21 protein-coding genes are annotated in these 24,585 nt (G+C 66.2%); 16 read left to right on the forward strand and 5 right to left on the reverse strand.

Annotated elements, in window-relative coordinates:
* The first annotated feature begins 21 nt into the window (after nt 1-21).
* From ASD75_RS07470 to ASD75_RS07485, 4 genes are all read left to right on the forward strand, one after another.
* Nucleotides 22-492 carry a cyclophilin-like fold protein gene (locus ASD75_RS07470; RefSeq protein ID WP_056745120.1) on the forward strand — a complete coding sequence of 157 codons (471 nt, stop codon included), beginning with the start codon at nt 22-24 and terminating at the stop codon, nt 490-492.
* A 254-nt stretch (nt 493-746) separates the two neighbouring features.
* Nucleotides 747-1,742: an alpha/beta hydrolase gene (locus ASD75_RS07475; RefSeq protein WP_056745122.1), complete on the forward strand. Its 996-nt coding sequence runs from the start codon at nt 747-749 to the stop codon at nt 1,740-1,742.
* 96 nt (nt 1,743-1,838) lie between these two features.
* Nucleotides 1,839-2,990 carry an MFS transporter gene (locus ASD75_RS07480; RefSeq protein WP_200939000.1) on the forward strand — a complete coding sequence of 384 codons (1,152 nt, stop codon included), beginning with the start codon at nt 1,839-1,841 and terminating at the stop codon, nt 2,988-2,990.
* A 214-nt stretch (nt 2,991-3,204) separates the two neighbouring features.
* Nucleotides 3,205-4,344, forward strand: a complete 1,140-nt coding sequence (locus tag ASD75_RS07485) for a zinc-binding dehydrogenase (protein ID WP_056744413.1) — start codon at nt 3,205-3,207, stop codon at nt 4,342-4,344.
* Nucleotides 4,345-4,559: 215 nt separating this feature from the next.
* On the opposite strand, the gene ASD75_RS07490 is transcribed toward ASD75_RS07485, so the two are convergent.
* Nucleotides 4,560-4,853: a hypothetical protein gene (locus ASD75_RS07490; protein ID WP_056639501.1), complete on the reverse strand. Its 294-nt coding sequence runs from the start codon at nt 4,851-4,853 to the stop codon at nt 4,560-4,562.
* Between the two features lie 227 nt (nt 4,854-5,080).
* On the opposite strand from ASD75_RS07490, the gene ASD75_RS07495 reads away from it, so the two are divergent.
* From ASD75_RS07495 to ASD75_RS07505, 3 genes are all read left to right on the forward strand, one after another.
* Nucleotides 5,081-7,450, forward strand: coding sequence for a Tex family protein (locus ASD75_RS07495; protein WP_056744415.1), 2,370 nt, complete (start codon nt 5,081-5,083; stop codon nt 7,448-7,450).
* Between the two features lie 87 nt (nt 7,451-7,537).
* On the forward strand, nt 7,538-8,368 hold the full coding sequence (locus ASD75_RS07500; RefSeq protein ID WP_056063447.1) for an HDOD domain-containing protein: 831 nt from the start codon (nt 7,538-7,540) through the stop codon (nt 8,366-8,368).
* Nucleotides 8,369-8,466: 98 nt separating this feature from the next.
* Complete coding sequence (locus ASD75_RS07505; protein WP_056745124.1) at nt 8,467-9,639, forward strand: patatin-like phospholipase family protein; 1,173 nt, start codon at nt 8,467-8,469, stop codon at nt 9,637-9,639.
* 331 nt (nt 9,640-9,970) lie between these two features.
* Here ASD75_RS07505 and ASD75_RS07510 read toward each other — a convergent pair whose 3' ends face one another.
* Nucleotides 9,971-12,793 (reverse strand): EAL domain-containing protein, encoded by a 2,823-nt coding sequence (locus ASD75_RS07510; protein WP_056744417.1) that lies wholly within the window; start codon nt 12,791-12,793, stop codon nt 9,971-9,973.
* Nucleotides 12,794-13,060: 267 nt separating this feature from the next.
* The gene (locus ASD75_RS07515) at nt 13,061-14,197 is read right to left on the reverse strand and encodes an iron-containing alcohol dehydrogenase (protein WP_056744419.1); all 1,137 of its coding nucleotides are present in this window, start codon (nt 14,195-14,197) and stop codon (nt 13,061-13,063) included.
* A gap of 96 nt (nt 14,198-14,293) precedes the next feature.
* Between ASD75_RS07515 and ASD75_RS07520 the strand changes: the two genes are divergently transcribed.
* From ASD75_RS07520 to ASD75_RS07530, 3 genes are all read left to right on the forward strand, one after another.
* Nucleotides 14,294-15,166, forward strand: a complete 873-nt coding sequence (locus ASD75_RS07520; RefSeq protein WP_156400963.1) for a 2-keto-4-pentenoate hydratase — start codon at nt 14,294-14,296, stop codon at nt 15,164-15,166.
* Between the two features lie 103 nt (nt 15,167-15,269).
* Nucleotides 15,270-16,190, forward strand: coding sequence for an alpha/beta hydrolase (locus ASD75_RS07525; RefSeq protein ID WP_199737540.1), 921 nt, complete (start codon nt 15,270-15,272; stop codon nt 16,188-16,190).
* Nucleotides 16,191-16,198: 8 nt separating this feature from the next.
* Nucleotides 16,199-17,056 carry a YbgC/FadM family acyl-CoA thioesterase gene (locus ASD75_RS07530; RefSeq protein WP_056744425.1) on the forward strand — a complete coding sequence of 286 codons (858 nt, stop codon included), beginning with the start codon at nt 16,199-16,201 and terminating at the stop codon, nt 17,054-17,056.
* A gap of 63 nt (nt 17,057-17,119) precedes the next feature.
* Here ASD75_RS07530 and ASD75_RS07535 read toward each other — a convergent pair whose 3' ends face one another.
* Nucleotides 17,120-18,037, reverse strand: a complete 918-nt coding sequence (locus ASD75_RS07535; protein WP_056744427.1) for a folate-binding protein YgfZ — start codon at nt 18,035-18,037, stop codon at nt 17,120-17,122.
* 45 nt (nt 18,038-18,082) lie between these two features.
* Here ASD75_RS07535 and mltG point away from each other — a divergent pair, with 45 nt between their 5' ends.
* The 6 genes from mltG to ASD75_RS07565 all read left to right on the forward strand — a co-directional run bounded on the left by mltG (nt 18,083) and on the right by ASD75_RS07565 (nt 22,691).
* Nucleotides 18,083-19,069, forward strand: coding sequence for an endolytic transglycosylase MltG (gene mltG / locus ASD75_RS07540; RefSeq protein WP_235511566.1), 987 nt, complete (start codon nt 18,083-18,085; stop codon nt 19,067-19,069).
* 24 nt (nt 19,070-19,093) lie between these two features.
* Nucleotides 19,094-19,771, forward strand: a complete 678-nt coding sequence (gene tmk, locus ASD75_RS07545) for a dTMP kinase (protein ID WP_056744431.1) — start codon at nt 19,094-19,096, stop codon at nt 19,769-19,771.
* Entirely contained in the window at nt 19,768-20,775 is a 1,008-nt protein-coding gene (locus ASD75_RS07550; protein ID WP_056744433.1) for a DNA polymerase, read from the forward strand. The genes tmk and ASD75_RS07550 overlap by 4 nt, the downstream gene beginning before the upstream one ends.
* Before the next feature lie 15 nt (nt 20,776-20,790).
* On the forward strand, nt 20,791-21,150 hold the full coding sequence (locus ASD75_RS07555) for a PilZ domain-containing protein (protein ID WP_015013859.1): 360 nt from the start codon (nt 20,791-20,793) through the stop codon (nt 21,148-21,150).
* A gap of 63 nt (nt 21,151-21,213) precedes the next feature.
* On the forward strand, nt 21,214-22,020 hold the full coding sequence (locus ASD75_RS07560; RefSeq protein ID WP_056744435.1) for a TatD family hydrolase: 807 nt from the start codon (nt 21,214-21,216) through the stop codon (nt 22,018-22,020).
* A complete protein-coding gene (locus ASD75_RS07565; protein WP_056744437.1) occupies nt 22,017-22,691 on the forward strand; it encodes an ankyrin repeat domain-containing protein in 675 nt (224 codons plus the stop codon). Before ASD75_RS07560 ends, ASD75_RS07565 begins: the two co-directional genes overlap by 4 nt.
* A 91-nt stretch (nt 22,692-22,782) precedes the next feature.
* Here ASD75_RS07565 and msbA read toward each other — a convergent pair whose 3' ends face one another.
* Nucleotides 22,783-24,585 carry a lipid A export permease/ATP-binding protein MsbA gene (msbA, locus tag ASD75_RS07570; RefSeq protein ID WP_056744439.1) on the reverse strand — a complete coding sequence of 601 codons (1,803 nt, stop codon included), beginning with the start codon at nt 24,583-24,585 and terminating at the stop codon, nt 22,783-22,785.

A 24,585-nucleotide genomic window follows, 5' to 3' on the forward strand; every position in this document is an offset into this window, starting at 1 on the left:
ATGCTGGGCAAACTTCTCGCCATGGCACAACGCATCAGCACCCACCCCTTCCAACGCCGCGCCCTGGTGGGTGTCGCCTTGGGATTCACCCTGGCAGCCGGGGTGATGCCCGCCACCACCTTTGCACAGCAGGGCCCCATGAAAATTCATCTGCAAATTGATGGCGCCATTGCCACCGCCACCCTGGACAACAACGCCGCAGCGCGCGATTTTGTGGCCCAACTGCCGCTGTCGCTGACGTTGCAGAACTACGCGGAGATCGAACGCATCGCCACCCTGCCGCGCAAGCTGTCGGTGGACGGGGCACCGGCGGGCATCACCCCCAAAACAGGTGACATCAACTACTACGCGCCCTGGGGCAATCTGGCGATTTTCGTGGGCGATGACGCCTATGCACGCGGCCTGGTGCGGCTGGGCAGAGTGGACACGGGCCTGCCCGCGTTGCAGCGCCAGGGGCCTTTGAAGGTGCGTATCGAACGCGCCAGCGATTGACGCGTGGACAAAGCATTGGAGCGTCCAACGAAGGCGCGCCATCGACCCCCGCCTTCATTTCTCGATTTCTCGTCCTTCCCCAATTTCCTACCTCCCCAGGAGCATCGAACATGCACAACACACTCTCCAACATCCACGCGCAGCACCCAATACCCGGCACAGCCCCCCTCACCTCGGACCGGCGCGACTTCCTCATCCGGGCGGGCTTCGGTGCGGCGGTATGGGGCGGGCTGTCTGCCGCGGGTGGTAGTGCGATGGCAGCGGGGCCGCAGCCAGCGCACGGCAAGCTCAGCGGCGCCGACAATTTCTACCAAAGCGACAAGGTGGCCGTGCGCAAGGTGACCTTCAAGAACCAGTACCGCATGGCGGTGGCTGGCAACCTGTTTGTGCCCAAGAACCTGGACCGCAGCAAGAAAAATCCGGCCATTCTGGTGGGCCACCCCATGGGCGCAGTCAAGGAACAAAGCGCCAACCTGTATGCCACCAAGATGGCAGAGCAGGGTTTTGTCGCGCTGTCGCTGGACCTGCCTTTTTGGGGCGAGAGCGACGGCCAGCCGCGCAACGCAGTGGCGCCTGACATCTATGCCGAGGCTTTTAGTGCAGCGGTGGATTTTCTGGGCACGCAGGCGATGGTGGACCGCGAGCGCATCGGTGCCATTGGTGTGTGCGGCAGCGGCAGCTTTGTCATCAGCGCTGCCAAGATCGACCCGCGCATGAAGGCCATCGCCACGGTCAGCATGTACGACATGGGCGCTGCCAACCGTGATGCGCTCAACCACTCGCAAACCGTGGAGCAGCGCAAGCAGATCATTGCCGCCGCTGCCGAGCAGCGGTATGTGGAGTTCACCGGCGGTGCCACCCAGTACACCGGTGGCACGGTGCACCAGCTGACGGCAGACACTCACCCCATTCAACGCGAGTTCTACGACTTCTACCGCACCCCGCGTGGCGAGTTCACTCCCAAGGGCGGTTCGCCGTTGACCACCACCCACCCCACGCTGACCAGCAACGTCAAGTTCATGAACTTCTACCCGTTCAATGACATCGAGACGATTTCTCCGCGCCCCATGCTTTTCATCACGGGCGATCAGGCGCACTCCAAGGAGTTCAGCGAAGACGCGTTCCAACGTGCTGCCGAGCCCAAGGAGCTGCACATCGTCCCCGGAGCAGGCCACGTGGATCTGTATGACCGCGTGAACCTGATCCCGTGGGACAAGCTGACGGCGTTCTTTGGCAAGCACCTGGCGTAAACGATGACCACTCAGGTATGCGCTGCGCCGTCGGTCGATTTCGACGGTGCGCTGGGTGCAGCGGTGCAGCCTGCGCGCTGGAGCGGCGTCTTTGCGATGACGCTCTGCGTGTTTGCGCTGATCGCGTCGGAGTTCATGCCCGTTAGCCTGCTGACCCCCATGGCGGCAGACCTGGGGGTCAGCGAAGGCGGGGCAGGGCAGGGCATTGCGATATCGGGCGCCTTCGCCGTACTCACCAGCCTGAGCATTGCTGCGTTGGCAGGCCGGGTGGACCGCAAGACCTTGTTGCTGGGGCTCACAGCGCTGATGTGCCTCTCTGGCGCAGTCATTGCACTGGCGCCGAACTATGCGGTGTACATGGCAGGCCGCGCGCTCATCGGAGTGGTGGTGGGTGGCTTCTGGTCGCTGTCTGCGGCCACGGCCATGCGGCTGGTGCCTGCGCAGCAGGTGCCACGGGCTTTGGCCATTTTCAATGGTGGCAACGCACTGGCCACGGTGGTGGCGGCGCCGTTGGGCAGCTATCTGGGTGCTCTGGTCGGGTGGCGTGGGGCCTTCTGGGGGCTGGTGCCGGTGGCGGTGGTGGCTTTCATCTGGCAGTGGGTGAGCCTGCCGCCCATGCCTGCCGGTCAGCAGCGCGCGGGGGGCTCTGGTGGTGCGGTTGTCAGGCTGCTGCGGTGCCGGATGATTGCTGTGGGCATGCTGGCAGTAGGCTGCTTTTTCATGGGACAGTTTGTGCTGTTTACCTACCTGCGGCCATTTCTGGAAACCGTCACGCATGTGGGTGGGTTCACGTTGTCGTTCATTCTGCTGGTGATCGGGGTGGCGGGCTTTGTGGGCACCACACTCGTCGGCGCGGCGCTGGCCAGAGGCTTTTACCCAACGCTGTTCATGGCACCCGTCTTGATGGCGCTCATCGCCATCGCGCTGATCTGTTTGGGTGACCAGCTCACCGCTGTCACTGCCTTGCTGGGTGTGTGGGGCCTGGTGGCTACGGCCGCGCCGGTGGGCTGGTGGACATGGGTCGCCCGGTCGATGCCGAAAGACGCTGAAGCCGGAGGCGGTCTCATGGTGGCGGTGGTCCAACTGGCTATCGGCCTGGGCTCCACGGTGGGGGGCCTGCTATTTGACCGCAACGGATACCAGAGCACCTTTGTCGTCAGCGCTGTTTTGTTGCTGGTGGCCGCGTTGCTGGTCTTGCTGACCTGGCGCTCTGGCAGGACCGAGGGCTGTGCTGTTGCCGGTAGTTGAAGGCTGAAGGAGATGGGGTGAACGCGTGCCTTGCGCACCAGCAAACTGACGGCGTTGTGGGGTGCAAAACCGAGGGGACAGCAAAACCCGGCGTCCTGGTGAAAAATGGCGCGGCAGGTGGAGAGGCTGTGACCTGCTGGCACCCCAGCCTCCCTCCACGTCGCGCCGCTTCATGCGCGCGGCCCCATTTCCATCATCCCACTGCGAATCCTCCATGAACCCATCCATCCCTACCACCGCGCTGCAGCTGCGCTCGCTTGTACAAGCCAATGGCACCTTGCAGATCAGCCTGGAGCCGACACCCGTGCCCACGCCAGGGCCTGACGAAGTGCTGATTCAGGTGCAGGCCACGCCCATCAACCCGTCGGACATCGGCCTGCTGCTGGGCCCCGCCGACTTGTCCACCGTGCAGGTCACGGGCACGGCCGAGCGGCCGGTGGCCACGGCCCGCATCCCTGAGCGCGCCATGCCCGGCATGGCGGCACGCCTGGGCCAGAGCATGCCCGTGGGCAACGAGGGCGCCGGTCTGGTAGTGGCTGCGGGTGCATCGCCCGCTGCGCAGGCGCTGCTGGGCCGCACGGTGGCAGTGATTGGTGGCGCCATGTATTCGCAGTACCGCTCCATGCCTGCAGCGCAGTGCCTGCCTTTGCCGCCCGGAACCACGGCGGCTGAGGGCGCGTCGTGTTTTGTCAACCCGCTGACTGCGCTGAGCATGGTCGAAACCATGAAGCGCGAAGGCCACACCGCGCTGGTGCACACCGCTGCGGCCAGCAACCTGGGCCAGATGCTGCTCAAGATTTGCCAGAAGGACGGTGTCGGCCTGGTCAACATCGTGCGCAAGCCCGAGCAGGCGGCGCTGCTGCGCGAGCTGGGCGCCCAATATGTGTGCGACAGCAGCGCGCCCACCTTCATGGCCGAACTGACCGACGCGCTGGCCGCCACGGGCGCCACCATTGCGTTTGATGCCACGGGCGGCGGCACGCTGGCCGGGCAGATCCTGCAGTGCATGGAGGCCGCCATCAACCGCAAGGCCAAGGAATACAGCCGTTACGGTTCGGCCGTGCACAAGCAGGTGTACCTGTACGGCCACCTGGACACGCGCCCGACCGAAGTGCACCGCACCTTTGGCATGGCCTGGGGCATGGGTGGATGGCTGCTGTTTCCGTTTCTGCAGAAGATTGGCGAAGAGGCCACCCAGGCGTTGCGCCAGCGCGTGGCGGCCGAGCTGAAGACCACGTTCGCCAGCCACTACGCGCGCACCGTGTCGCTGGCAGGGGTGCTGAGTGCCGAGTCCATCGCGTTCTACGGCCCGCGCAACACCGGCGCCAAGGTGTTGATCGACCCGTCGCTGTAAGCGACTTTGCGGGGGCGCGCCTGGCGCCCTTGGGGGGCGCGGCTACACGGCAGGCACCAACAAAAAGGGCTCCCAAAGGGAGCCCTTTTTGCCTGCCCGCCCCTGCGGTTCAGTTAACACTCCCCATGGCAGCGACACCCGCACCGCGCGAAGTGCCACCGCCATGGGAAGTCCCGCAACTGCTTCAAACCAATCTCAGCAGTTGGTCTGCCAAATTACATGGCGCTGAATTCGCCCGAAGGGATCTGGCCGGTGCGCACGGCTTCGGCAGCTTGGGCACGCACGGCAGCGCGGTCGGCGGTGGACTTATAGGTCACCACACGCGAGCCTGCGGGTTCCATGTTGTGGGTGCGGGCTTCGACAACAGCTTCGGCAGCCACTTCAGCGCGGGTGCGGTTGGTGTCGAACTTCAGGGCAAATTGCGAGCCATCGGCTTCATCGGCATGGGCGCCAAAGGCGGCGAAAGCGGCAACAGCGGCGACGGAGAGGAAACGGGCGGTCTTGTTCATGATGAAAATCCTTAAAAGCTAAAAAAGCGTCTCAAAAAAGCCGGGGCTCATCGATGGGATGAACTGTACGCCGATGGTGTTCAGGGAAAAACCACCCAGTCGCAAACTAACTGTTCCAGTATTGGGAACAATCCGCCGAGCGGTCTAAGGGCTGCCAGAACCGCCTGTGGCAAACTCGCGCGCTTCGCTTTTTTGTTTGACCGAGTCTCAGAGAGTCCGCCCCACCCATGCAGCAGATCGTTCGGCAGTTGGCCGCAGAAATCAAAGTCAGTGAACAACAGGTGCGCGCAGCGGTGGAGCTGCTGGATGGCGGTGCCACGGTGCCCTTCATTGCGCGCTATCGCAAGGAAGTAACGGGCGGGCTGGACGACATTCAGCTGCGCGAACTGGAGGCGCGACTGTCCTATCTGCGCGAGCTGGAAGACCGCCGCGTGGCCGTGCTCAAGGCGATTGACGAGCAGGGCAAACTCACCGATGCACTGCGTGCCGCCATTGCGGCCGCCCCGACCAAGCAGGAGCTGGAAGACATCTACCTGCCGTTCAAGCAAAAGCGCCGCACCAAGGGCCAGATCGCCCGCGAGTTCGGCATCGAACCGCTGGCCGACAAGCTGTTTGCCGACCCCACGCTGGACCCCGCCGTCGAAGCTGCGGCGTTCACCAAGCCACCCGAAGTGCTGGATGACGGTAAGCCCGGTGCCGATTTCTCCACCGTGCCCGCTGTGCTGGATGGTGTGCGCGACATCCTCAGCGAGCGCTGGGCTGAAGACCCGGCGCTGGTGCAGAACCTGCGTGAGTGGCTGTGGGCCGAAGGCCTGCTGCGCAGCAAGAAGGTGGACAGCAAGAACGAGAACGACCCCGAGGTCTCCAAGTTCCGCGACTACTTCGACTACGACGAACCCATCGGCCGCGTGCCCTCGCACCGCGCACTGGCGGTGTTTCGCGGGCGCGGACTCGAAATTCTGGAAGCCAAGCTGGTATTGCCGGTGGAGCCCGAACCCGGCAAGCCCAGCATCGCCGAAGGCAAGATCGCCCTGCACCTGGGCTGGAGCCATCAGGGCCGCAAGGCCGATGACCTGATCCGCAAGTGCGTGGCCTGGACCTGGCGCGTGAAGCTCAGCCTCTCGACCGAACGCGACCTGTTCGCCCGCCTGCGCGATGAGGCCGAGAAGGTGGCGATCAAAGTGTTTGCCGACAACTTGCGCGATCTGCTACTGGCCGCACCGGCCGGCCCGCGCGTGGTGATGGGGCTGGACCCAGGCATCCGTACCGGCGTGAAGGTGGCCGTGGTGGATGCCACGGGCAAGCTGGTGGAGACGGCCACGGTGTACCCGCACGAGCCCAAGCGCGACTGGGATGGCTCGCTGATCACACTGTCCAAGCTGGTGGAAAGACACGGCGTGAACCTGATCGCCATTGGCAACGGCACAGCCAGCCGCGAGACCGACAAGCTGGCCGCTGACCTCATCAAGATGGCCGCCAAGGCCGACCGCGCCATCGAGAAGGTGGTGGTGAGCGAGGCGGGGGCTTCGGTCTATTCCGCCAGCGAATATGCGTCGCAAGAGATGCCCGATGTGGACGTGAGCCTGCGCGGTGCGGCGTCCATCGCCCGCCGCCTGCAAGACCCGCTGGCCGAGCTGGTGAAGATCGACCCCAAGAGCATCGGCGTGGGCCAGTACCAGCACGACGTGAACCAGAGCGAGCTGGCCCGCACGTTGGGCACGGTGGTGGAGGACTGCGTGAACTCGGTGGGCGTGGACCTGAACACGGCCAGTGTGCCGCTGCTCAGCCGCGTGTCGGGCCTGTCGGGCAGTGTGGCCAAGGCCGTGGTGCGCTGGCGCGAGGCCAATGGTGCTTTCAAGAGCCGCAAGCAGCTCATGGATGTGGCCGGGCTCGGTGCCAAGACCTTTGAGCAGAGCGCGGGCTTCTTGCGCATTCGCGGTGGTGACAACCCGCTGGACATGACGGGCGTGCACCCCGAGACCTACCCGGTGGTCGAGCAGATCATGGAAAAGACTGGCAAGCCGGTGGCCGAGATCATGGGCCGTACCGACATGCTCAAGACCCTGAAGCCCGAGCTGTTTGCCAACGAGAAGTTTGGCGTGATCACTGTCAAGGACATCCTGGCCGAGCTGGAGAAGCCCGGCCGCGACCCGCGCCCCGACTTCAAGGTGGCGCGCTTCAACGACGGCGTGGAAGACATCAAGGACCTCAAGGAAGGCATGATCTTGGAGGGCACGGTGAGCAACGTGGCCCAGTTTGGCGCTTTCATCGACCTGGGCGTGCACCAGGACGGCCTGGTGCATGTGAGCCAGCTGGCGCACAAGTTCGTGAACGATGCGCGCGAGGTGGTCAAGACCGGCGACATCGTCAAGGTCAAGGTCATGGAAGTGGACGTGGAGCGCAAGCGCATCGGCCTGTCGATGAAGCTGGATGCCGCGCCACCGCGCCAGGGCGGCGACCGGGGCGCACCCCGTGACAACCGCTTTGAGGGCGCAGGCCGTGGCTACGCACAACCCCAGCGCCGTGGGCCCGAGCCTGTGCAGCAGTCGGCCATGGCGTCCGCATTTGCGAAGTTGCAACAGGCCAAAGGCCGCTGACGCAGCCGGCTGTGCCGCCGGTGGTTTTTTGGCCGTGCAGGGGCCCATAATCGCCAGCACCTGAACCAACCACCGGCGCCGTACCCCATGGAGTTGAACGCACTGCTGGCCCAACCTGTGGCACTGCCCAGCCTTCCGCGCGCCGTGGCGCTGCTGATGAGCGAGCTGGCCCAGAACGAACCCAGCTTGCGGCGCCTGAACCAGCTGTTTGGCACCGATCCGGCCCTTGCGGCGCGTTTGCTGGAACTGGCCAATTCCCCCACCTTCCAGCTGCCCGGGCAGATCGCGGGCATCCCCGAGGCGCTGGCGCTGCTGGGCACCGCACAGCTGCGCACGTTGGTCACCTCGGCGCCGCTGGGCACCACGTCGCGCTCGGTGCCAGGGGTGAACATGCAGCAGTTCTGGCGTTACAGCCTCAACACCGCCAAGCTCGCGCGCTCGCTCGCTGGCATCGTCCACCACAACCAGATCGCGGCGTATACCGCCGGTTTGCTGCATGCCCTGGGCGAGCTGGTGATCCACCTGGCCGACCCCGAGAAGGCACAGTCGGTCAACACCCTGGTGGCACCGTTTGACCTGCGCCGCGACAAGATCGAGCAGCGCATCTTTGGCTACAGCTACGGCCAGGTCACTGCGGGCTGCGCGCGCCGCTGGCAACTGCCCGAGGTGGTGATTGACGCCCTGCAGCACCAGCACGCACCGTTTGACAACAAGGTCTACGAACCCCTGGCGGGCGTCATCCACCTGGCCGCCTGGCGCGCCCGCGCCCGCGAGGCCGAGCTCAACGAAAAAGAGCTGGCCGTGTCCTTCCCTGGCGAAGTGGGGCTGGCCCTGGGGCTCGACATCGACATGGTGCTGCAGCAAGACCCCATCGACTGGACCGCTCGACCGGATGCGGCGGCGGATTTCATCGTCTAGTTGCCCGGTTGCGGGTCAGGCGGTTGCCGGGGAAGGCGCTGTTGAGTAAGGTCTACGGATTGACGGTGCTGCCCAGCCGCTTTGCGACAATCAGCGCCATGAAAGCACTGCGCATCCATGCTGGCCCCCGCGCCCGCCAACACCTGGAACAACAGGGCCTGCGGCCCGCTGACGTGAGCGTAATCCCGGCAGCGGCTGGCGGTCCCAAGGGACTGATCCTGGGGCCGATGGACCGGTTCATTTTTGGGGAGTGGCTGCCGCGCTCCGATCAGCCCGTGCACTTGGTGGGCGCCTCGATTGGCGCCTGGCGCATGGCCACGGCCTGCCTGCAGCAATCGGTGGCGGCTTTTGAGCGGCTGGAGCATGACTACATCCACCAGGACTACGAGCTGCCACCCGGCAAAAAGCGCCCCACGGCCGCCCATGTGAGCGAGCGGTTCGGCCAGAACCTGGAGGCCTTCTACGGCGGGCGGGTGCAGGAAGTGCTCAGCCACCCCCGCTACCGCCTGCACATCGTCACGTCCCGGGGCCGCCATGTGCTGGGGCGGGAGCATGCGCTGGGCACGCCGCTGGGGTATCTGGGGGCGTTTGTGACCAACACCGTGCACCGCAAGGCGATGGGGGCCTGGCTGGAGCGGGTGGTGTTTTCCTCATCGGGTGCGGCACTGCCTTTTGCCACGACCGACTACCGCACCCGGCAGGTGGGGCTGAACTCAGACAATTTCATGCAGGCGCTGCAGGCCAGCTGCTCGATCCCGTTTGTCTTGCAGGCCGTGCACAACATCCCGGGCGCCCCGCGGGGCGCTTACTGGGACGGCGGCATCACCGACTACCACCTGCATCTTGCCTATGGTTTGCCGAATGTCGGTGCTTCTGAATTGATAGCTGCTCAGGCAATAAGCACTAGCGCTCCCAGCGAAAAAGGCTCAAAAACTGCGGCCGAGCCGCTGCGCGCGGGTGCTGGCGGCCTCGTGCTCTACCCCCACTTCCAGCACCGCGTGGTGCCGGGCTGGCTGGACAAGGGGCTGAAGTGGCGCCACAAGGCCACGTCGGCGCTCGACAACATGGTGGTGCTGTCGCCCGACCCGGACTGGGTGCGCCGATTGCCCAACGCCAAGCTGCCCGACCGCAACGACTTCACCCACTACGGCACGGACAGCCGTGCCCGGGCCCAGGCGTGGCTGACGGCCACGCGCGCCAGCCAGCAGCTGGTGGATGAGTGGTGCGAATGGCTGGAGCGGCCGGACATGGGCGCGGTGCAGCCGTTGTAGGCTGCCAGGGCGGACGCGCCTCTGGGGCCCATTGGGTCTCCTGCGCTGGCCGCAGGCTCTCAGAACCTGTTCAAAGTCTTTTTAGAGTTGCACAAGTACCTTGCCGGGATGGGATGCAAGGCGCGGTGCGCCGCCGATAGCCCGTGCTATCGGCAAGCGCCGCAACGCCGCAGACCGCCCGGCAAGGCACTTGCCCGCAGGGTTGGAGTGAAATCGGGCGATTGAACGCCCCGGCTGCTTGCATGGGCACGAGCCCATGCGGCGCACCCGAGACATCCACCCATCCCGATTGCACTTCAATGCAATCTCCAAAATGACTTTGAACAGGTTCTCAGGTCGAGGCAGGGCGACGTGCCGCCTCTTGCACCGCCCGGGCAGCATGGCGTGCAGCGTGGTCCCGGGCCCAAGGCAGCACGTCGGCCGCAGGCATGGGCCGGGCAATGCCATAACCCTGCGCGCGTTCGCAGCCCAGCTCCAGCAGCTTGGCGCAGTGTTCGGCGGTTTCGACGCCTTCGGCCACCACATGGCGGTGGAACGCAGCCGCCAGCGCCACGATGGCTTTGACGAGGGTGAGGTCGTCGCCATCCTCCAGAATGCCGCGCACGAAGGACTGGTCGATCTTGATGGTCTCGGCGGGCAGGCGCTTGAGGTAGGACAGGGACGAAAAGCCGGTGCCGAAGTCGTCCAGCGCAAAACGCACGCCCAGGGCCTGGCAGCTTTGCATCATGCGGCGCATGTACTGCATGTCTTCGAGCGCGGCGGATTCCAGGATCTCCAGCTCCAGGCGCGAGGGAGACACCTCGGGGCAGGTGTGCAGGATGTCCTTGAGCCGCTGCACAAAGTTGGGCCGGTGAAAGTGGGGCGCTGCGATGTTGACGCTGACCTCCCATCCCATGCCCGCATCGCTCCACACCCGCATCTGCGCCAGGGCCTGGCGCAGCACCCATTCGCCCAGTTCGACCTGCAGGTCCGTGTCCTCCACCAGCGGCAGCACATGCTGCGGGCCCAGCAGCCCCTCTTGCGGGTGTTGCCAGCGCAGCAGGGCTTCGAGCCCGATGATCTCGCCCGTGCGCAGGTTGACCTTGGGCTGGTAGTGCATCACCAGTTCGCCCGCGTGCAGTGCGCGGGCCACACGGGTCTGGCGGGTGTGCTGGGTCTGCACGGCGTGGTCGTGTTGCACGTCGAAAACGTGCAACTGGTTGCGCCCGAAGCTCTTGGCCTGGCACATGGCCTGGTCGGCATGGCGCAGCAGGGTGTCGGGGTTGGCGTCGTCCTGCGGAAACACGGCCACGCCAATGCTGACGGTGATGTTCACCAGGCGGTCGTCAATCGCATAGGGCGCGGCCAGTTGCTGCATCAGCACGGCCAGGCGCGCCTCGATGGCGGGCACATCGGGCTGTTCGCCCAGCAGCAGCACAAACTCGTCGCCGCCCATGCGGGCCACGGCTTCGTGGGCCGTGATGAACGCGCCCAGGCGCCGCGCCACTTCCTTGAGCAGACGGTCGCCCACGCGCTGGCCAAAGGTGTCGTTCACGGCCTGGAAGTGGTCCAGGTCCAGCATGCACACCGCCAGCAGCAGCTGCTTGTTGCGGGCCACAAACAGGGCGTGTGTGAGCTTTTCGGCGAGGGCCGCGCGGTTGTACAGACCGGTGAGCGCGTCGTGGCGGGCGTGCCACGAGATCTGGTGGCGCAGGTTGCGTGTTTCGGTCACGTCGCGGAACACCAGCACGCAGCCCGCCGCGTGGCCGCTGCCTTCGCGGATGGCGGCTGCCGTGTACTCGATGGCATAGCGCTCGCCAGAGCGGTGGATCAGCACCTCGTAGGTGGCCTGCTGCAGCCCACCCGGCTGGGTGTCGCGTTCGGCAGCTGCGCTGGCGGTGCGGCTGGCAGGCTCTTCGTACAGACGAAACACGTCGTCCAGCTGCCGGCCCAGCGCCTGGTCGGCCGTGAACCCGGTCATGAGCTGTGCGGCCTCATTGATGGTCTCGATGCGCCCGCCCAGGTCGGTGGTGATGACCCCGTCGCCGATGGAGGCGAGGGTGACCTCGGCACGTTCCTTTTCAGCGCGCAGGGCTTCCTGGGCGCGCTTGCGCTCGGTCACGTCCACCAGCGTGCCGATGGTGCCAGCCAGTTCGCCGTTGGTGCTGGTGAAGGGCGCTTCGAAATAGGCCATGTCCAGTGGGGGCTGGTGGGGCGGGCGGATGCGGATCTCGTTGTCGTGCGCGCTGGCGATGCGGGCCGACCGTTCCGGGGCCAGTTCGGCCGGCAGGCTGGCCCCGGCAGCGCCGTCAGCACCTGGCTGTGACTGGAACAGGCGCTGCCATGCGCGGTTGGCGTCCAGGTAGGTGCCGTCGGCATGGCGCACAAACACGGGAAGGGGCAGGGCATCGATCAACTGGCGGGTGAAGTGCAGTTGCTCGCTTTGCTGGCGCTGTGTTTCATGCAAGGACAGCACCAGGGACTGCACCTTGCCCGCCATGTCGTTGAAGGTCTCGGCCATGGCGCGGGACTCCAGCGTGCCGGTGACTTCCATGCGGGTGCTCAGATAGCCTTGGCGAAACGCGTCGGTGGCCTGGGCCAGGCGCTGCAGCATGCGGGCATTGGCCCGCAGCAGCAGCGTCAGCAGAAAGAAGATGGTGAAGATGTTGAGCGCCGAGATGCGCGCCTGTACCAGCACCGTGGCCCACACCTGGTCCGCCAGGGGCTGCGGGTGGGCCGTCACCGTCAGTCGGCCCGATGTGCCGTCTGCCAGCGCGAGGCCGGACTGCTGCACAGGGGCGGAGAGGTCCAGCCAATCGGTAAACCATTTCGGAGCATTGGCGGGGTAGGGAAGGGCGGTGACCTCAATGGCGGGCTGGTCGGCGGCCTGCCATTTAATGGACGCCACTGCTGGCGCTGCCTGCGCCAACCCCTCGGTCAGGATACGGGTCACGGTGTCGGCATCGGGCGCGGGCACGGCGGCCAGGCGCAGCTGCAAAGGGTCGCTGGCGCGCCGCAGTTCGGTAGAGCCTTGCTGCAGGGCTTCGTCGGTTTCGGCGGCCAGCAGGTAGTGGTAACGCACCCCAGTGACCAGCAGGATGATCGCCACGATGGACACATACAGCCGGGGGTAGGTGCCCCGCAGAAGCCAGGTGGTGAGATTTCCGGTGCGCATTGACGGTGGTCCTCCCCCACAACCCCAGTGGTAATGAATGGTTAATTAATTGTTGACAGCGGCGAGTCTATCTTGTGAGAAGTTGTGAGCGTGGTTTTGCATCGCGCTACCGGCACGGTGTTGCTGATGTGTGACGTTTTGTAAAACTGCGGAGCTGCCAGCACGCGCAATGCGCGCCTGACAAGCGCACGGGCACGCGCTGGCTCCCCACCATGGGCTGCCGGGCCCAGGTGCGCGGCAGTTGGCCCAAGGGTGAGGCGGCTGGGTTCAGAGCGACTGGGCCAGCATGTCGCGGTATTCCTCGGGGGTGGCGATGCGCGGGTTGGTCTTGTGGCAGTGGTCGGCCATCGCGCCCTTGATGATGTCGTCGAGCATCGCCTCGTTCACGCCCATCGCGGCCAGGCCGGTGGGCAGGCCCAGGCGGGCGTTCATGTCGCGGATGGCTTCGGGAATATCGCCTGCGCTGGCCAGGCCCATGGCGTGGGCCATGCGTTCCAGGCGCTTTTCCTTCTGCACCGATTCCGCCTGCGCATTGAAGCGCACCACGGCGGGCAGGAACATGGCGTTGAGCGTGCCGTGGTGCAGGCGCGGGTTCACGCCGCCCAGGCTGTGGCTGAGCGAGTGCACGGCGCCCAGGCCCTTCTGGAAGGCCATGGCGCCCTGCATGCTGGCGCTCATCATGTGCAGGCGTGCATCGCGGTCGCTGCCGTTTTTGGTGGCCTGCTCGATGTTCGCCCAGCCGCGCGTGAGGCCGTCCAGCGCAATGCCGTCAGCGGGCGGGTTGAACGCGGCGGACATGAAGGTTTCCATGCAGTGCGCAATCGCGTCCATGCCCGTGGCTGCTGTGAGCATGGGGGGCAGGCCGAGGGTGAGTTCGGGGTCGCAGATGGCGGTCTTGGGCACCAGGTTCCATGAGTGGAAGCCGAGCTTGCGGTGGTCGTCCACGATGATGATCGCGCCGCGCGCCACCTCGCTGCCCGTGCCGCTGGTGGTGGGCACGGCGATCAGCGGCGCGGCGCGGTCGGTGATGCGCGGCGAGCCGCCTTCGATGGTGGCGTAGTGCGTCAGCGGCCCCTCGTGCGTGGCCGCAATCGCGATGCCCTTGGCGCAGTCGATGGCGGAGCCCCCGCCCACGGCGATCAGCCCGTCGCAGCCCTGGGCCTTGTACATGTCCACGGCGGCGCGCACAGCGGCTTCGGTGGGGTTGGAGGGGGTCTGGTCAAACACGGCCACCGTCATGCCGGGCAGCGCGTCCAGCGCCTTTTGCAGCACGCCCGCAGCCTTCACGCCGGGGTCCGTCACGATCAGAGGGCGGGTGATGCCCACGCGCTCGCATTCCTGCTTGAGCAGCTGGACGGCGCCGAATTCAAACTGGATCTGGGTGACGTAGTAGATGAAAGCCATGGTGCAACAAGGTGTGTGAATGGGGGTGCCAGCGATTACGATAGCTCGCCAGCCTTTGAAAAGGTTCTGAGCCCACTTTATAAGGAGGAGACAGCCTTGAAAACGAAGCAAACCCTGATGGCGGCCCTGGTGGCCGTCGCATCTGTGACAACAAGCGCCCAGGCCCAGTGCCTCACCGACGCGCAGGCCGCCGACCTGGTGGCCAACTATGTGGCCAAGACCCCGGCGGCCAACCCCGAGAACCTTTCGGACGCCGACGGAGCCTGCACACGCGGCAAGGTCAACGCCTTGCTGGCCCAGCGCATGGGCAAGGCGATTGGCTACAAGGCGGGCTTGACCAACCCCGCCGTGCAAAAGCGCTTCAACACCGACAAGCCCGTGTGGGGCAAGCTCTACGAGGGCATGGTGCTGCCCAGTGGCGCCACGGTGGATGCAGCCTTCGGTGCCCGCCCGCTGTACGAGGCCGACATGCTGGTGCGCGTGAAAAGCGCCGCCATCAACCAGGCCAAGACCCCCATGGACGTGCTGGACGCCGTGGACCAGATCATCCCCTTCATCGAGCTGCCCGACCTGATGGTGCAGGCGCCGCCCAAGCTCAACGGCGCGGGCGTGACCGCCATCAACGTGGGCGCGCGCCTGGGTGTGGCGGGTGCCCCGATTGCCGTGCCGGCGTACCGGGGCGAGCGTTTTGCCATGCTCCAGGCCCTGGCCGACATGAACGTGTCGCTGACCGATGGCGCGGGTGCGCGCCTGGGTGGCGGCAAAGGCAGCGACATCCTGGACCACCCGCTCAACGCGGTGGTGTGGCTGGCCGGTGCGCTCGCGCAGGAAGGCCTGGCCATGCAGCCGGGCGACCTGATCAGCCTGGGCTCGTTCTCCGCATTGCTGCCGCCCAAGGCTGGCTTGTCGGTGACGGCCACCTACGACGGCTTGCCCGGCGCGGCACCCGTGCGACTGAGCTTCAAGTAACCCACCCCTGATCGGCCCGCCGCCTTGCGGGCCGTTGTCTTTTCTGCCGAGACCCCGACCGTTGATCGACCTGCACATCCATCACACCCGCCTGACCCCCCAGATGCGCAGCGTGCTCGAACGCATGGCCCGCGCCGGGCACCCGCCGCTGCACACACGCACGCCGCAGGAGGCACGCATCGCCTACCAGGCGGGCGCCGACGTGCTGGAGGTGCCCAAGGCCGCGCTGGCGCGGGTGGAAGACCTGCAGATCCCCGCCCGCGACGGTGCCATGCTGCCCGCACGGCTGTACGCGCCCAGCACCGACAAGGGCTTGCCCGTGCTGCTGTACACCCACGGCGGCGGCTTCACCATTGGCAACATCGCCACGCACGACATCCTGTGCCGCGAGCTGGCGCGTCTGGCCGGTTGCATGGTGGTGTCGCTGGACTACCGGCTGGCGCCGGAGCACCGCTTTCCCACGGCCAGCAACGATGCGTGGGATGCGCTGCAGTGGCTGGCTGCCAACGCCGAGCGCCTGGGTGCCGACCCGCAGCGCCTGGCCGTGGGGGGCGACAGCGCGGGGGGCACGCTGGCCGCGGTCAACGCCATTCTGGCGCGCGATGCGGGCCTGCCGCTGGCGCTGCAGCTGTTGATCTACCCCGGCTGCGCGGCGCACCAGGACACTCCTTCGCACGCCACCTTTGCACGTGGCCTGGTGCTGGAGGAGCCCGCCATCAGTTGGTTCTTTGGCCACTACGTGACCACCCGCGAGGAGCGCGAGGACTGGCGTTTTGCGCCGCTGCTGGCGCCGGACGTGGAGGGCGTGGCGCCCGCGTGGATCGGCCTGGCCGAATGCGACCCGCTGGTGGACGAAGGCGTTGACTATGCCGACAAGCTGCGCCTGGCGGGCGTGCCGGTGGACCTGGACATCTACCGGGGCGTGACCCACGAATTCATCAAGATGGGCCGCGCCATCCCCGAAGCGCGCAAGGCCCATGCCGACGCAGCCCGCGCGCTGCGGCTGGCTTTTCATCTGGAGTAAACGAACCCATGCAAAGCAGTGATTTCCGTTGTTTCCACCGCCTGCGCGTGCGCTGGGCCGAGGTGGACATGCAAAAGATCGTGTTCAACGCGCACTACCTCATGTACGTGGATACCGCCATGTCCGAGTACTGGCGCGCGCTGGCGCTGCCGTACGAGGCGAGCATGCTGGCGCTGGGCGGCGAGATGTATGTGAAGAAGGCCACGGTGGAGTACCACGCCTCTGCGCGGCTCGACGACACGCTGGACGTGGGCCTGAAGTGCGCGCGCATCGGCAATTCGTCGTGCCTGTTCACGGCGGGCATTTTCTGTGGTGACCGCCTGCTGATCTCTGCCGAGCTGGTCTATGTGTTTGCCGACCCGGCCACGCAGACCTCGCGTCCGGTGCCGCCCGCACTGCGTGCGATCTTTGAAGGTTTTGAAGCGGGCGCTGAGATGGCCGAGGTGCGCACCGGCGATTGGAACACCCTGGGCCGCGATGCCGGCCGCGTGCGCACCGATGTGTTTGTGCACGAGCAGGGCATTCCGGCCGAGGTCGAGGCCGATAGGCACGACATTTCGGCGCGCCACGCTGTGCTGTACAACCGGCTGGGCATGCCCGTCGCTGCGGGCCGCCTGCTGCAGCACGCACCCGGCGTGGGCCGCATCGGCCGCATGGCGGTGGACCGGTCGGTGCGCGGTGCGCAGTGGGGCCGCCAATTGCTGGATGCGCTGGTGGACGCGGCGCGTGCCCGGGGCGATGCCGAAGTGCAATTACACGCTCAGCGCAGCGCCGAGGGCTTTTACCGCCGCGCGGGGTTCACGGTGGTGGGCGAGCCGTACGAAGAGGCAGGCATTGCGCACATCGCCATGGCCCGCAAGCTTTGATGGTTTGCTATTAAAAGGAGAGCTACTCGGGCATGTTGGACTAGCGCCTGTGCCCGATTTGGCTCAAATATCGTCCAGCAGCGGGTAGGGCAGGGGCAGCAGCGACAGCGCCACGCCGCCTTCTGCGCCCACTTGCAGAGAGCCCTCTTGGGCGGCGCTGATCTGTAGCGACACGATGCTGTCAAACCCGCCGCCCGGCGCAGCGGCCACCTGCACCACGGTGCCGCAGGGTTGTTCGAGGTCGCTGGTGCTGAACACCTCGGCGCCCACCGCCACCTCGGCTGCTGCATGGGCAATGTAGGCGCGGCGCTTGAGCGTGCCACGGAACTGGCTGCGCGCCACCACTTCCTGGCCGGGGTAGCAGCCCTTCTTGAAGTTCACGCCGCCCACCGATTCGTAGTTGAGCATCTGGGGCACAAAGGCTTCGACCACCGGCGTGGTCAGCGTGGCGACACCGCTGATGACTTCGCTCCAGAGCCACAGCGTGGCATCCAGCGCAGGGCCTGCGGGCGCGGGCTCTGTGGCGGGGGCTAACCAGAGGGCGCGCGGGGTGCCATCGGCGGGGTACAGGTGCACCACGGTGGCGGCACCCACATCGGCCTTGGTCCAGGCGGGCTGGGCGCTGCCAGCTACGGAGTTGATAGCGTCTCCGGCAACGCCATAGAGGGCGATGTCGGCGGTGGCATCGGTCAGCTTGGCCTTGGCGCGCAGCACAAACATCGACAGGCGTTTGAGCGTGGCGGGCAGCAGGTCGCGGCTGCAGACCAGCAGCACCTCGCTGGCGCTGCGCTTGAAGCCGATGAAGCTGGCCTGCATGCGGCCCTTGGCCGACAAGAAGGCCGCGAGGCGGGCCTGGTCCATGCCGAGCAGGGCGAAATCCTGGGTGAGCTGGCCGTGCAGAAACTTGGCGGCGTCTTCGCCTTCCACGCGAATCACGCCGAGGTGGGACAAGGGGGCTATGCCATTCAAGGGGTAGGTCATCGCTGAATTATGATGCCCTGATTCATACATATTGGTAGCAGGGTTGTGCGACGTTTACTGGCTTTGATCGTGTTGGTGGGGATCGCACTGGGCGGCGCTGCGTATTGGTGGCTGCACCAGCCGCTCGACGTGGGCCCCGAGCCGCTGGAGCTGGCCATCGAGCCCGGCACCACGCCGCGCGGCGTGGCCCGCGATGTGGTGGCGGCCGGGGTGAAGACGGACGCGCGCCTGCTCTACGCCTGGTTCCGTGTCTCGGGGCAAGACCGCGCCATCAAGGCGGGCAACTACGAAATCCCGCCCGGCACCACGCCCATCAGCTTGCTGCAAAAGCTGGCCCGGGGCGAAGAGGCCTTGCGCGCACTCACCCTGGTCGAAGGCTGGAACTGGCGCCAGGTGCGCCAGGCGCTGGCCAAGGAGGAGCAGATCAAACACGATGCTGCCGCCTTGACCGACGAGGTGCTGATGGCCCAGCTGGGCCGCCCCGGCGTGGCGCCCGAGGGGCGGTTCTTCCCGGACACCTACACCTACGCCAAAGGCTCCAGCGACATCGCCTTGCTGCGCCGGGCTATGCACGCCATGGACCGCCATCTGGAGGCGGCCTGGGCTCAGCGCGCGGCCGACACCCCGCTCAAGTCGGCGGACGAGGCGCTGACGCTGGCCAGCATTGTCGAAAAGGAAACTGGCAAGGCCAGCGACCGGGGCCAGATTGCAGGCGTGTTCGTCAACCGCCTGCGGGTGGGCATGTTGCTGCAGACCGACCCCACGGTGATCTATGGCCTGGGCGAAAAATTTGACGGCAACCTGCGCAGGCGCGACCTGCAGACCGACACCCCCTGGAACACCTACACCCGCCCCGGCTTGCCGCCCACGCCCATCGCCATGCCCGGCAAGGCCTCGCTGCTGGCCGCCGTGCAGCCGCAGGCCACGCGCGCGCTCTACTTTGTGGCCAAGGGCGACGGTACCAGCCATTTCAGTGCCTCGCTGGAGGAGCACAACCGCGCCGTCAACCGCTACCAGCGCGGGCAGCAGTAAACAGTTTCTTGAACCAAGGCGCCCATGTCACGACCCGGTCTGTTCATCACGTTTGAAGGCATCGACGGTGCGGGCAAGTCCTCGCACATCGAAGGCCTGGCCGCGGCCTTCCGCACCCAGGGCCGTACTGTCACCGTGAGCCGCGAGCCCGGTGGCACGCCGCTGGCTGAAAAGCTGCGCGAGATGGTCCTGAACGACCCGATGGATGCGCTCACCGAGTCGCTGCTGATCTTTGCGGCCCGCCGCGACCATCTGCGCAACGTGATCGAGCCCGCGCTGGCCCGTGGCGACGTGGTGCTGTGCGACCGGTTCACCGACGCCACCTTTGCCTACCAGGGCGCGGGGCGGGGCTTCGATCTGGGTGTGCTATCAACTTTAGAGCGCCTGGCGCAGACGGGACTAGCGCCTGAGACCAGTTTGATGCGTGAACCCGATCTGACGGTGTGGTTTGACCTGGCGCCCGAGGTGGCGGCCGAGCGGCTGGCCGGTGCGCGTGTGCCTGACCGCTTCGAGGCCCAACCGGTCGAATTCTTCCGCCGCGTCGCCCAGGGCTATGCAGACCGCGCGGCCGCCGCACCGCGACGGTTTGCGCGCCTGGATGCGGCGCAAGACCGCCACCGCGTGTGGCAGCAGCTCACCAGCGTGTTTGTGCGCAAGGGCTGGCTGGCCATCATGGTGGCTACGCAGGGAGGGTCGCAATGAGCGAGACCGCCGTGGCCCTGGCGCCCTGGATCGTTGCGCAGCGCACCAGCCTGCTGGCCCAGCGCGGCCACGCGTGGCTGTTGCAAGGGCCGTCGGGTCTGGGGCAATACACCCTGGGGCTGGAAATGGTGCGCGCATGGCTGTGCGATGCGCCGACAGAGCAGGGCGCCTGCGGCCACTGCGGCAGCTGCCACGCCATCGACGTGCGCACCCATGCCGACCTGTGCGTGCTGATGCCCGAGGTGCAGATGATGGCGCTGGGCTGGCCCCTGTCGGAAAAGGCCCAGGCCGACATTGACGACAAAAAGCGCAAGCCCAGCCGCGAGATCCGCGTGGAGGCCATGCGCGATGCGGTGGAGTTTTCGCAGCGCACCTCGGCGCGTGGCAAAGGCAAGGCCGTGCTGGTTTACCCCGCTGAGCAGATGAACCATGTCACGGCCAACGCGCTGCTCAAGACGCTGGAAGAACCGCCGGGCGACGTGCGTTTTGTGCTGGCCAGCGAGGCTGCGCACCAGCTCCTGCCCACCATCCGCAGCCGCTGCCTGGGCCACACCATGGTCTGGCCTGTGGAGGCCGACAGCCTGGCCTGGTTGCAAGCCCAGGGCGTGGCCCGGGATGCGGCAGTGTCGTTTCTGCGTGCAGCAGGCGGGCGGCCTGAGGACGCCCTGGCGCTGGCCCAGTCGGGCCGCAGCCCGCAGGCCTGGTCCGCCTTGCCCCAGGCCGTGGCGCGGGGTGATGTGACGGTGCTGGGCGACTGGGCAGCGGCCCAGGTGATCGACGCGCTGCAAAAGCTCTGCCACGACCTGCTGGCCGCCAGCGTGGGCGCCGCGCCGCGCTACTTTGCGCAGGCCGACCTGCCCAAGACGCCGCCACTGGGTGCGCTCACACGCTGGTCTCGCGCACTGTCCAAGGCGGCGCGCACGGCAGACCACCCGTTCAATGGCGGGCTCATGCTGGAGGCGCTTGTCGCCCAGGCGCGAAACACCCTACACTCCAGACACTAAGCCGCACACCCACCCATGAGCAGTCCATCCACCGCGCCCCGTCCCAGCGTCATGCAGCTGGCCATCAAGGAAAAGGCCGCTCTCTACGCCGCCTACATTCCTTTTTTTGCCGAAGGCGGCATCTTCGTGCCCACCCAGCGCGACTACAAGCTGGGCGACGATGTGTATGTGCTGCTGACCCTGCCCGACGACACCCAGCGCTACCCCGTGGCAGGCCGCGTGGCCTGGGTGACGCCGGCCCGTGCTGCAGGCAACCGCACCCAGGGCGTGGGCATCCAGTTCCCCAAGGACGAAAAATCCCGCCAGCTCAAGGCCAAGATCGAGGAATTGCTGGGAACTGCGCTGGGCTCCGACCGTCCTACCCAGACGATCTGACCGCGCCACCGCCGCCCCCGTGCCGACCCGCGCTGGCTGGTCGGCTTTTTTGTTTTTCATCACATGTTCACTGATTCGCACTGCCACCTCAACTTCCCGGAACTGGTCAGCCAGCTGCCCGCCATCCGCCAGGCCATGGCCGAGGCGCAGGTCACCCGGGCCCTGTGCATTTGCACCACCATGGAAGAGTTCGAGGGCGTGCACGCCCTGGCCCTGGCCCATGACAACTTTTGGAGCACGGTGGGCGTGCACCCCGACAACGAGGGCGTGACCGAGCCCAGCGTGCAGGATCTGCTGGACCGCGCGGCGCTGCCCCGCGTGGTGGCGATTGGCGAGACCGGCCTGGACTACTACGGCATGGAAGATCGCAAGGGCGGGCGCAGCATTGCCGACCTGGAGTGGCAGCGCGACCGCTTCCGCACCCACATCCGCGCGGCGCGCGCCTGTGGCAAGCCCCTCATCATCCACACGCGCAGTGCCTCCGACGACACGCTGGCCATCCTGCAGGAAGAGGGCGAGGATGGCGCAGGCAATCTGGCGGGCGGCGTTTTCCACTGCTTTACCGAATCGATGCAGGTTGCGCGGGCCGCGCTGGATCGGGGCTACTACATCTCGTTCTCGGGCATCGTCACCTTCAAGAGCGCGCAGGAGCTGCGCGACGTGGTGGCCTTTGTGCCGCTGGACCGCATGCTCATCGAGACCGACAGCCCCTACCTGGCCCCGGTGCCCTACCGTGGCAAGACCAACAATCCATCGTATGTGCCCCATGTGGCCCGGCAGGTGGCCGAGACCAAGGGCCTCACGCTGGAGGTGGTGGCGGAGGCCACCAGCCGCAATTTCGACCGCTTGTTCCCTGAGGTGATGGCATGAGCCTGCAACGACGTTCTGCTTTGGCCGCCGTGGCGTTGGGCCTGGTGTCAGTCCGGGCCTGGGCCGGTGCCTATGAAGATTTTTTTGTGGCCGTCCTGCGCGATGACGGTGATGCAATCACTGCGCTGCTGCGCCGGGGGTTTGATCCGAACACCCGTGATCCCAAGGGGCAGGTGGGGCTCATGATTGCCCTGCAAAACGGCGCGAACAAGGCCGTTGCTGCGTTGCTGGCATCCCGTCGGCTGAATGTGGAGGCCCGCAATGCCAAGGACGAAAGCCCGTTGATGATGGCTGCCATCAAGGGCAACGTGGAGGCCGTCAAGGCGCTTATCGCGCGCGATGCCGATGTCAACAAGACGGGCTGGACGCCGCTGCACTACGCCGCGTCGGCAGGTTCGCCGCAGCATGCCGTGATCATTTCATTGCTGCTGGAAAACCACGCCTACATCGATGCAGCATCGCCCAACGGCACCACGCCGCTGATGATGGCGGCGCATTACGGCTCTACCGAGGCGGTGCAACTGCTGCTGGACGAAGGTGCCGATCCCACGCTCAAGAACCAGCTGGGCTTGACCGCCGCCGATTTCGCCTTGCGTGTGAGCCGTACCGAGTCTGCAGAAAGAATCGCCGTGGCCATCCGCCGCCGCCAGCCCAACCGGGGCAAGTGGTAACCACAGCAGGCGACGGCAGCACGCTGGTGCAAGGCGGAGCACGGCGGCTGCATTGAAGCCATCGGCGGCCACCCTGGTGGGCCGTGCGTGCTTATTCGGCGATGGCCCCTGTGCCCGACGCGGCGCGTGTCTGCAGCCGCGCATACAGCCCACCCTGCGCCATCAGCTCGCTGTGGGTGCCTTGCTCGGCGATGCGCCCGCGCTCCATCACCACGACGCGGTCGGCATGCTCGATGGTGGACAGCCGGTGTGCAATGACCAGGGTCGTGCGGCCCTGCATCAGGCGCTGTAGGGCCTCTTGCACCAGGCGTTCCGATTCGGTGTCCAGGGCAGACGTCGCCTCGTCCAGGATGAGGATGGGGGCGTCCTTGTACAGGGCCCGCGCAATGGCCAGCCGCTGACGCTGCCCACCTGACAACTGCGTGGCGTTGTGTCCCACCACCGTGTGGATGCCCTGCGGCAGACCTTCTACATGCTCCGCCAGGTTGGCGGCAGCCAGGCATTCCCGCACCCGGGTTTCGTTCACGGCCTGGCCCAGCGCCACATTGGTGGCAATGGTGTCATTGAACATCACCACATCCTGGCTCACCATGGCAAATTGCGACCGGAGGGAGGGCAGGTCCCAGTCCGGCAAGGCATGCCCGTCGACCGCGATGGTGCCCGCTGAAGGCATGACAAAACGCGGGAGCAGGTTGACCAGCGTGGTCTTGCCGGCGCCAGAGGGCCCCACCAGTGCCACGATCTCGCCCGGGGCCACCTGCAGGTTGACCCCGTTCAGGGCGGGGGCGTGGTCGGCGCCAAACGATACAGTGACATTGCTCAGCGTGAGTGCGCCTTGCACGCGGTCCTTGCGGTAGATGCCACCAGTTTCTGCACCCGTGTCGCCCAGCAGCCCAAGGCCGCGTTCCAAAGCTGCTACACCCCGGGTCACGGGGCTGGCCACATCAGCCAGGCGCCGGATGGGCGCAATCAGCATCAGCATGGCCGTAATAAAGGACACAAACCCGCCCACGGTCACGTCCTTCGTATCGACCGCACCCCGGCTCTGCCAGAGCGCAATGCAGATCACCACCGACAGCGCAGCGGCGGCCAGCAACTGGGTCAGCGGTGTCATGGCTGCGGAGGCGATGGTGGACTTGATGGCCAGGCGGCGCAGGCTGCGGCTCAGGTCGGCAAAACGCTGCGCCTGCCCGCCTTGCGCGCCATGCAGGCGCACCATACGATGCGCCAGCACGTTTTCTTCGACCACATAGGCCAGCTCATCCGTGGCCTGCTGGCTGCTTTTGGTCAAGTGGTACAGCCGCCGCGACAGGGTCTTCATGATCCAGGCGACCCCCGGAACGACGACGGCAACAATCAGTGTGAGCTGCCAGTTGAGGTACAGCAAATAGACCAGCAGCGCGACCAGCGTGAAGCCATCGCGCGACAGGCCGAGCAGGGCCTGCACCAGCAACGTGGCACCGGTCTGCACTTCATAGACCACGGTGTTGGAGAGGGCACTGGCCGACTGGCGCGCAAACAATCCCATCTCTGCGGCCAGAACACGATCAAACAGCGCCTGGCGCAGTGTCAGCATGCCTTCGTTGGCGATGCGCGCCAGTGCATATTGACCCACAAACTGGGCTACGCCGCGGACGAAAAAAACCCCCAGAATCGCCAGGGGCACCATCCACAGCTGCAAGGTCCCTTGGGTAAAGCCCTTGTCCAGCAGCGGCTGCAGCAGGGCAGGGATCAAGGGTTCGGTGATTGCACCCACCAAGGTTGCAACAATGGCCAGACTCCAGGCCATTCGCTGGTCGCCAAAGTACACCGACAGCCGCCTCAGGCGCGCCATCAAGGTCGTGGGGGGAGTAGGGGCTGTGGCGGGCTTGGTGCCCGTGTCGGTGGCTTGCAT

The organism is Acidovorax sp. Root568, assembly GCF_001427445.1.
Classification (GTDB): domain Bacteria; phylum Pseudomonadota; class Gammaproteobacteria; order Burkholderiales; family Burkholderiaceae_C; genus Acidovorax; species Acidovorax delafieldii.